The sequence below is a fragment of the Streptomyces sp. NBC_00667 genome, from assembly GCF_036226825.1.
GTDB lineage: Bacteria > Actinomycetota > Actinomycetes > Streptomycetales > Streptomycetaceae > Streptomyces.
This window is the reverse complement of sequence record NZ_CP109022.1, coordinates 5,974,929-5,982,787: the sequence shown is the minus strand read 5'-3', so window position 1 is coordinate 5,982,787 and position 7,859 is coordinate 5,974,929. Positions and strand designations below refer to the sequence as shown.

Annotated in this window: 8 protein-coding genes; 5 read left to right on the top strand and 3 right to left on the bottom strand. The window is 74.3% G+C overall.

Annotation, left to right across the window (positions count from 1 at the left end):
- Positions 1-26: 26 nt before the first annotated feature.
- The 3 genes from OHA81_RS27360 to OHA81_RS27350 all read left to right on the top strand — a co-directional run bounded on the left by OHA81_RS27360 (position 27) and on the right by OHA81_RS27350 (position 2,915).
- Positions 27-1,094 carry an amino acid kinase family protein gene (locus OHA81_RS27360; protein WP_329200188.1) on the top strand — a complete coding sequence of 356 codons (1,068 nt, stop codon included), beginning with the start codon at positions 27-29 and terminating at the stop codon, positions 1,092-1,094.
- Between the two features lie 65 nt (positions 1,095-1,159).
- Positions 1,160-2,428 (top strand): MFS transporter, encoded by a 1,269-nt coding sequence (locus OHA81_RS27355; protein ID WP_329200186.1) that lies wholly within the window; start codon positions 1,160-1,162, stop codon positions 2,426-2,428.
- 133 nt (positions 2,429-2,561) lie between these two features.
- Complete coding sequence (locus tag OHA81_RS27350; RefSeq protein ID WP_329200184.1) at positions 2,562-2,915, top strand: hypothetical protein; 354 nt, start codon at positions 2,562-2,564, stop codon at positions 2,913-2,915.
- A 34-nt stretch (positions 2,916-2,949) separates the two neighbouring features.
- Here the strand turns inward: OHA81_RS27350 and OHA81_RS27345 are convergent, their stop codons facing one another.
- On the bottom strand, positions 2,950-3,573 hold the full coding sequence (locus OHA81_RS27345) for a hypothetical protein (protein WP_329200182.1): 624 nt from the start codon (positions 3,571-3,573) through the stop codon (positions 2,950-2,952).
- Positions 3,574-3,753: 180 nt separating this feature from the next.
- Here OHA81_RS27345 and OHA81_RS27340 point away from each other — a divergent pair, with 180 nt between their 5' ends.
- Positions 3,754-4,641, top strand: coding sequence for a serine/threonine-protein kinase (locus OHA81_RS27340; protein WP_329200180.1), 888 nt, complete (start codon positions 3,754-3,756; stop codon positions 4,639-4,641).
- On the opposite strand, the gene OHA81_RS27335 is transcribed toward OHA81_RS27340, so the two are convergent.
- Positions 4,554-5,393, bottom strand: coding sequence for a class I SAM-dependent methyltransferase (locus OHA81_RS27335; RefSeq protein ID WP_329200178.1), 840 nt, complete (start codon positions 5,391-5,393; stop codon positions 4,554-4,556). The two genes, OHA81_RS27340 and OHA81_RS27335, sit on opposite strands and share 88 nt — an antisense overlap.
- A gap of 156 nt (positions 5,394-5,549) precedes the next feature.
- Here OHA81_RS27335 and OHA81_RS27330 point away from each other — a divergent pair, with 156 nt between their 5' ends.
- Complete coding sequence (locus OHA81_RS27330; protein WP_329200177.1) at positions 5,550-6,020, top strand: hypothetical protein; 471 nt, start codon at positions 5,550-5,552, stop codon at positions 6,018-6,020.
- Between the two features lie 19 nt (positions 6,021-6,039).
- Here OHA81_RS27330 and OHA81_RS27325 read toward each other — a convergent pair whose 3' ends face one another.
- Positions 6,040-7,560, bottom strand: a complete 1,521-nt coding sequence (locus tag OHA81_RS27325) for a serine hydrolase (RefSeq protein WP_329200175.1) — start codon at positions 7,558-7,560, stop codon at positions 6,040-6,042.
- Positions 7,561-7,859: the final 299 nt, after the last annotated feature.

Here is a 7,859-nt window from a genome sequence, read left to right as displayed (position 1 = left end):
GAGCACCCGGCAAGAGAGGGGAACCCATGTCACCCGGCAGCGGCCCGGAGTGTGTCGTCATCAGCGTAGGGACCTCCTGCCTCGCACCGGGAGGGGAGCTCGACGGGGCCGCGTTCGCCGCCCTCGCCGATGACGTCGTACGGATGCGTGCGCAGGGCATTCAGCCGGTCATCGTCAGCGCGGGCGCCGATGCGGTCGGCGCCGCCCGGCTGGCGGCCACGGGTCGGGGCCCCACGGGTCCGGGCCGGCCGGCCGTCGGCCTTGGCGCCGGACCGGCCCGGCAGATCGCCGCGGCCGTCGGGCGGGGGCCCCTGTTCGAGGCGTTCCGCGCTGCTCTGGAGGCGCGCGGGCTGGTGGCGGCCCACGTCCTGCTGACGGCGGCCGACGTGACGGGGCCCGAACACCGAAGCGGTGTCCGGTCCGTCCTGCAGGCCGCGCTCGATGCCGGACTGGTGCCGGTCGTCAGCGAGAACGACGCCGTCCCGGCCCACGGCGACGAGGTGCTCGCCGCGTTGCTCGCCGCCTCGTTGCGGGCCCTTCGGCTGCTGCTCCTGACCGACGCGCCGGCTCCGCCGGAGCGGGGCGCCGTCGGTGGGGGCCGGGCCCGGCGGCGCCTGGAGGTGGCCGTCATCGCACCGGGGGCCGGGCGGCCGGCCGGAGCGGGGGTTCCCGGGCCGGGCGGCGGCATGCCCGCCGTGCTGCGCGCCGCCTGGCTCGCCACCCTGGCAGGGGTGCCCGTGGTGATCGTCGAGGCGGACGCCGAGGACGCCGTCGTACGCGCCGTACAGGGAGACGACATAGGCACGCTCGTGCATCCACGGGTGCGCGCCGAGGACCCGGATCCCGAAGAGCTGGTGCGTTCCCTGTCCTGGCCGGCGTCCGGCGCACTGCCCGGCGCGACCGGTGCACCCGGTGGGCCTGGTGCGCCTGGTGGGCCCGGCGTGGTCGACGCCATCACCGGCGACTGGCGCATCATCGCCCGCGGCCGGTCCAGGCCCGGCCCGGGGCGGGCCGGCCGGCCCGCGCCGGGCACCCTCTTCTCCGCGGACACGGGCGTACGGCTGCTGCCATTCGCCCGACCGGCCACCGCCTGATCCCTGCTCGACGCGGGTCGGCCTCGGCCGACCGTCCGTCGCAGCCCCCAAGAATGGAGTGCAGCTTGCCCAGCACGTCGCCCATGCCCAAGGCGTTCCGCCGGCTGTGGCTCGCCTCAGGCGTGTCCTCCTTCGGCGACGGGGTCTACCTGACCGCGCTGCCGCTGCTCGCCGCGACCCTGACACAGGATCCCGTCCTGCTGTCCGTCGTCACCGCGGCCGCCCTCCTCCCGTGGCTCCTGTTCGGCCTGATCGGCGGCGCACTGGTCGACCGCTGGGACCGGCGGCGCACCATGTACCTCACGGACGCCGCCCGGGGCACGCTGCTCCTGGCGGCGGTCGCGGGCGCGGCGGCGGGCTGGCTGGGGGTGCCGCTGCTGATCGCGCTCGCGTTCCTGCTCGGGATCGGCCAGATCCTCTTCGACACCGCGGCCTCCGCGTTCCTGCCCGAGGTCCTGGACCGCGACCCCGCTCTGCTGAAGCGGGCCAATGCCCGGCTGCGCGGCACCATGGACGTACTCGACGGCTTCGCCGGTCCCCCGGCCGGTGCCGCCCTGTTCAACCTGGGCCGCACGGTGCCGCTGCTCACCGACGCCCTGTCGTTCCTCCTCAGTTCGCTGGTGATCCGCTCCCTCCCGGCGGGTCCGCCCAAGCCCCCGGCCCCCAAGCGCTCCCTCCTCAAGGACGCGCGCGAGGGGGCGGTGTACCTGCTGCGGGACCCGCTGCTGCTCGGACTGTCGCTGCGTCCGGCGCTCGGCAACTTCGCCTTCAGCGCGGGCGCTGCGGTCTTCGTCCTGTTCGCTCAGGAGAAGCTCCACCTGGGAGCGACGGGGTACGGCATCCTCCTCACCTCCGAGGCCGTCGGGGGATTCCTGGGCAGCATGGCGTGCGGCTGGCTGAGCGACCGCCTCGGCACCGGACGCGCCCTGATCCTCACCGCGGGCGTACTGACCGCGGCGCAGGCCACGATCGGCCTCTCCGACGGACCCTGGCTGGTGGGCTTCGCCATGGCCGCACGGGCCGGGGCCCTCGGCGCCACCATCGTGCTGTCCGCGACGGTGAGGCAGTCGATCGTTCCGGACGCTCTCATGGGCCGGGTCGCCGCGGCCGGGCGGCTGATGTCGTTGGGCGCCGCGCCGGTCGGTGCACTCTTGGGCGGCTGGCTCGCGAGCGTGGCGGGACTGCGTGCCCCGTACCTGGTGGGCGCGGCATTCCTGGCGGCCAGCACGCTGATCAGTCTGACGATGACCTCGAACCGCAAGGTCGCGCGGGCGATGGCCGAGGCGGCCCGGTCCCGGCAGCCCGAGGGCGAACCGGCGGAGGTGGCCGGGTGAGCGCGTTCAGGATGGCGCGCAGGCTGCGGCGGCGACTGGCCGGGCTGCTGTGCTGCGGTACGTGTGTCGCGCTGCACGCGCGGGGCATCGACCCGGCCACCGGGAGTGGGGCCGGGAGTGGGGCGCGGGCGACATGAGCGGGGGCGCGTGGGGGTGCGCGGGTGCGGTCACCCTCCTCGCCGCCGCGCTGGTGGCGGTGTGGTGGGCGGCCGGCGACGCCCTGCCCGGCCTGCCCCGGCTGCGTTGCGAGTTGCCGGGCCACGTCTTCGCCGCCGTCGTCGCCGGTTTCGGCGGCGGGCAGGTCGTGGCCGGCCGGCCCCTGCAGCTGGGGGTCGCGCACGTCGCGCTGCTCTGCGGTCCGTGGCTGGTCGCTGCCGCCGTGGCCGGCGCGTGGCCGGGTCGGCGCGAGGGGGGCGGGCGCAAGCCGGCGGTCGCCCCGCTGGTCGCGCTCGTGGGCGGCTTCCTCGTGGTGGGCCTGATCCTGTGACCGGCGGGCGCCGCCTGCGCCGAGTCCCGTCGGGCTACTGGAGCAGGCCGCGCTGACCCGCCAGGTATCCGGCCTGGAAGCGGCTGCGGGCGTCGAGCGAGTCCATGAGCCGGGCCACCATCCTCCGGTAGGTGCGCAGGGCCAGGCCCATCTCGCGGGCGGCGGTCTCGTCCTTGGTGCCGAGTGCGAGCTGCCGCAGCACTTCCCGGTCGAGCGCGGTCAGCCCTTCTTCGGGCACGCGCCTGTCCTCGGGGCCGGCCGGGGCGAATGCCGTCAGCGAGTGCACCAGCATCGGCGTGAAGGGCAGGCTGTGGCCGATGAGAGCGCCCTCGCTGTAGTCCTCCTCGTTCCGCGCCAGGACGACCACGGACCGGTCGATGATCACCATGCGCGGGCTGCGGCCGGGCGTGGAGTGGATCTCCACCCCCCGCCGCGCCAGGGCCGCCAACTGGCGCTCCGGCAGCCTCTCGGTTCCGCGTGCGGCTGCCGGCACGTACATCTTCACGCTCACTCCCGCGCTCCCGGTCAGACCGTGCGCGGCCGTGAGGTCGACCTGGTCCTCCAGCGGCCCCTCCCCCGGCACGGCCAGCAGCACCTCGCTGCGCGCCCCGTGAATGGCTTGGCGGATCTGCGCCTGACCGGCGAAGTTCATCTGCATGGCAGCCCCCTGTGTGCTTTGGCCCGGAGCATAGGAAGGCCCTGACAAGCTTGTCAATTTCTTGCCAAGCTGTTGCCAATTCCCGCCCCTTCGTGGTCAGCTACGGGGGAACGGCCGTGGCCGGCCAATGCGTTGGGTGCGCTGCGTCGGCACGTGCGTGCGTGACACCATCGAGGAGTGATGACCCACCCGTTCCAGAACGTCACGCACACCGCGTCCATCGAGCCGCTCCTCGACGGCCTGGGCACCGTCTTCCGGACGTTCGCCGACCAGGACTCGGGCTGCACCTCCTACGGGCTCGCGGCCGACGGCGGCCGCTGGTTCGTGAAGACCGCTTCGACACCGGACGCCGTCTCGTCACTGCGCAGGGCGATGGCGTTCCACCGGGCCGTCTCCCATCCGGCCATCGTGCCGCTGGTGCACTCCTTCACGACGGACACCGGCCCGGTGCTCGTCTACCCGTGGATGAGCGGCGAGGTGCTCTACCACCCGACCTTGTCCCGCCAGGGCGGCCGGACGACGCCCGGGAGTCCGATGGCCCGGTTCAGGAAGCTGCCGCTCTCGCGGGTTCACGCGGCGCTGGCATCCGTCCTGAGCGCCCACCTCGCCGTCGAGCGGGCCGGATTCGTGGCGGTCGACTTCTACGACGGCTGTCTGCTGTACGACTTCGAGGGGCACCGCATGATGCTGTGCGACCTGGACGAGTACCGGCCGGGGCCGTTCACCGTCGAGGGCGACCGGCTGCCCGGGTCCCGGCGGTACATGGCGCCCGAGGAGTTCGTCCGGGGCGCGGTGATCGACTCCCGGACCACCGTGTTCAACCTCAGCCGGGCGCTTCGGCTGCTTCTGGACGCCGGTGACGAGGAGGCGCAGTGGCGCGGCAGCGCCCATGGACTGGCCGTCGTCGAGCGGGGCACCGCGGCGGAGCCGGGGAGCAGGTGGGCCTCGGTGCAAGCGCTCGCGGAGGCCTGGGGCGGGCCTCAGGTTCCGGGGGCGGGTTCCGGGCGGTGGCCCCAGGCCGTGATCATGCCGGGGGACAGGGCGGCGCAGTCGGGAGAGTCGAGGTAGCGGAGCGCCGCGTCGATGTCCGCTTCGTCCACCAGCCCCGTCGCCGTCATCGCCTCCCTCGCCCGGTCCCACGTTTGTGCCCAGAAACGGCTGATGGCAGAGCCCGGCACGAGCGGCGGGACGTGGATCTCGGCGGCCACCGCCTCCAGCCCGACCCCCTGCAGCAGCTGCGGGTAGCGCGGCGTCCAGGAGACGTCGGTGCCGATCGTGTCGTGCAGGCCCTGCCACATGGCCTGCACCGCCCGGGTGTACGGGCTCGGCGGCGCGGTGTCGGTGGCCGGGTCGAACGCGTCGCTGAGGACCAGTACCCCACCGGGGACGAGCAGTTCGGCGAGGGCCGCCATCAGCCTCTGCCGGGCGGGCAGGTGCATCAGGACGAAGCGGGCGTGGACCAGGTGGAACCGCCCGGGGTCGAACCCGGGGTCGGTGAGGTCCGCCTCCAGGACGTCGAGACCGGGCTCGGGGTGGGTGGCGAGGAAGCGGGTGTCGCGGTCCACGGCAAGCACCCGCGTGACGCCGAGCTCCCCCAGCAGCCGGCGGGCCACGCTCCAGGTGCCCGCCCCCACGTCGAGGCAGCTCCACCCGGGCCCCGCGCCCAGCTCCCGCAGCCGGGCGATGGTGGTGTCGTCGTAGGTGAGCGCCCCGAGGTCGATGCGCTCGTCCTCCCCGGCGCGCCCGGGCGGGAACACGGCCTCGCCGTACCGGCCGGAGGCCGAGGAGCCCGCGGGCGCTCCACCGTCACTCGGATGCATTCGCCCACCGCCTCCCGTACCCGGCGGGCGGCACTGCCCCCGGGGGCCCGTCACTGGCAGTATCCGCCACCCGGCGGGGTCCCGCAGCAGGGGCGGGCCGCGGCGCCCGGATACCCTCGCCCGTGCACACGAGGATCTACGGGCGGGGGTTTCGACATGGGGCTCGGACGCACGGGGCTCGGACACGACCCCGGCCAGGCCACCAGCAGGACGGCGCCGGCGACCACGGGCTCCGGTGCCGTGTCCGCCGCCTGGCGCCGACGCGCGCTGCTGCCACCGCTGTTGTGGGCGGTCTCGGCCGGACTGCTGGTCGCGCGGACAGCCTTCGACTCCGACACGTTCCGCAACTGCCGTTACCTCGGCCCTTCCCCGCGGATGTACGTCACCTCGTGGGGCGGGCTCGCCTGTGTCCTCGGCTCCCTCCTGGCGTACGCCGTCCTGCGCCGCACGGCGCACCGCTTCGGACCGGCGGCGTGGTCGACGTGGCAGGGTCGCTGCGCGACGGTGTCGGCACTGCTCGCACCGCTGTTCCTGCTCGCGCTGCTGATGACGACCTACTGGCTGTACGCCCCGGATCCGAGCGGCGGCTACGACTGTTCGGGCCTCCACCGGCTCACGGGTCCGTGACACCGCGGCCGGGCCGGCCCTAGGCGCCCCTCTCGAAGGTGCCGAGGCCATTGGCGTCCAGATACTCCACCCGCATCCTGCCGTCGGTGAAGGTCACCCCGGTGCGGCCCATGGCGTTCTCGCCGGTGGTCTCGAAGCTGAAGGTGTTCCCGTCGTAGTGGGTGAGCGGGAAGTCCATCGGCTTCGGTCCCAGGTGCAGGACCAGTCCGCCGCCCGGGCCGGCCGTGACGGTGGCCCGCCCGTAGAACGGGTTGGTGTAGGTGCCGGTGTACGCGCTGTCCTCGCGGCCCGGCTCCGGGGTGGCGGGCGGCTTGGCGAAGTCCGTCTTCGAACGGCCCTCGCCGAGCTGCTGCTTGTAGGCCTCGGCCACCACGGGCAGCCAGTCCCGGCTGGGCTTGCCGTACTCGGCGGTGTCGAAGAAGTCGAGGGCGACGGTGTCGGGCAGGCCCGTGGGGGCGCCGTTGGTGAGCACCACGATGGCGAGCTTCTGGGCGGGGACCAGGGTGACGTTGGTGTTGGCGCCGAGTGCGAAGGCGCCGGCGTGGCTCAGGCGCAGCCGGCCGTGGTCGTCGTACCGCACGTTCCAGCCCAGGCCGTAGAAGCCGGGCTGGGTGTTCGGTTCGGCGGGCGGCCGGCTGATGCTGTGCGGGACGTGGGTCTCGGCCAGGCCCGCGCTGTCGATGACCTGCCGGCCGTCGATCTTTCCGTCGCCCAGCTGGAGGCGCAGCCAGCGGGCCATGTCCCGGGCGTTGGAGCTGACGCCGCCGGCCGCGGTCTGCGCGTCGGCGTCGCGGACGTAGCGCGGCTTCCACGTGCCGTCCGCGGTCTTGACGTGGGTCACGGCGCGGTCGGCCGCCTTCTCGTAGTCGCTGAAGCGGGAGCTGGTGTGCGTCATCCCGGCAGGCTTGTACAGCAGGTCCTCGGACAGCTTGTCCCAGGGCACGCCCTTGGCCTTGGCGACGGCCTCGGCGGCCGCGGTGAAGCCGAAGTTGGTGTACGCGTAGCTGGTGCGGAACGGGCTGAGGGGCTCGTAGCGCAGGTGGGACAGGATGTACGCCTGGTCGTAGCCCAGGTCCTCCAGGAGGTCGCCCGAGTGGTCGGGCAGGCCGGAGCGGTGCGAGAGCAGGTCGGCCGCGGTGACGTGCGAGCTGACCCAGGGGTCCTTGAGGGTGATGCCCTTGAGCGGGTCGTCGAAGCCGTCGGCGCCGAGGGCCTGTGCCAGCACGGTGGAGGCCACCGGCTTGGAGACCGAGGCGAGCTGGAAGACGGTGTCAGGACCGACCTTCCCGCCCGGCGAGGCGGTGCTGCGGACGCCGAAGCCCTTGAGGTAGACGACCTTGTCCTCGTGGACCACGGCCACCGAGACGCCGGGCACCCCGGTGCGCCGCATGCCGTCCTGCACCTGCGGGTCCAGCGCGTCCAGGGCCCTCGTCAGGTCGAAGCCGCCGGGGCTCGGCGGCGGTGCGGCGGCGAGGGTCCCCGCGGCCAGGGCGAGCCCGGCGGCCACGGTCAGCCCGATGCGCTTGCTGTCGCGTCGCATACGTCCATTGAACGCCGGTCCCGGGTCGGGCGCCCGGGGAGGGCCGGGGCAGGGAAAACGCGGCGGGACCGCGCTCGCGGCCCCGCCGCCCCGGTGGACCGGGGCCCGATCCGGCAGACAGGGCACGGCCCGGCCGACGCAGGCCCCCTCGGCCCGGACCCCGGCGGTTCGGGCCCCGTCGGCGCAGGCCCCCGGGGCTCACGGGCCTCAGGGCGGCATCAAGAGCTCCGCCGCGCCCGTACGGAGGGCGTCCAAGGGGCGCACCTCCCGGCTCAGCCATCGTGAGTTCCTCGAGCCGC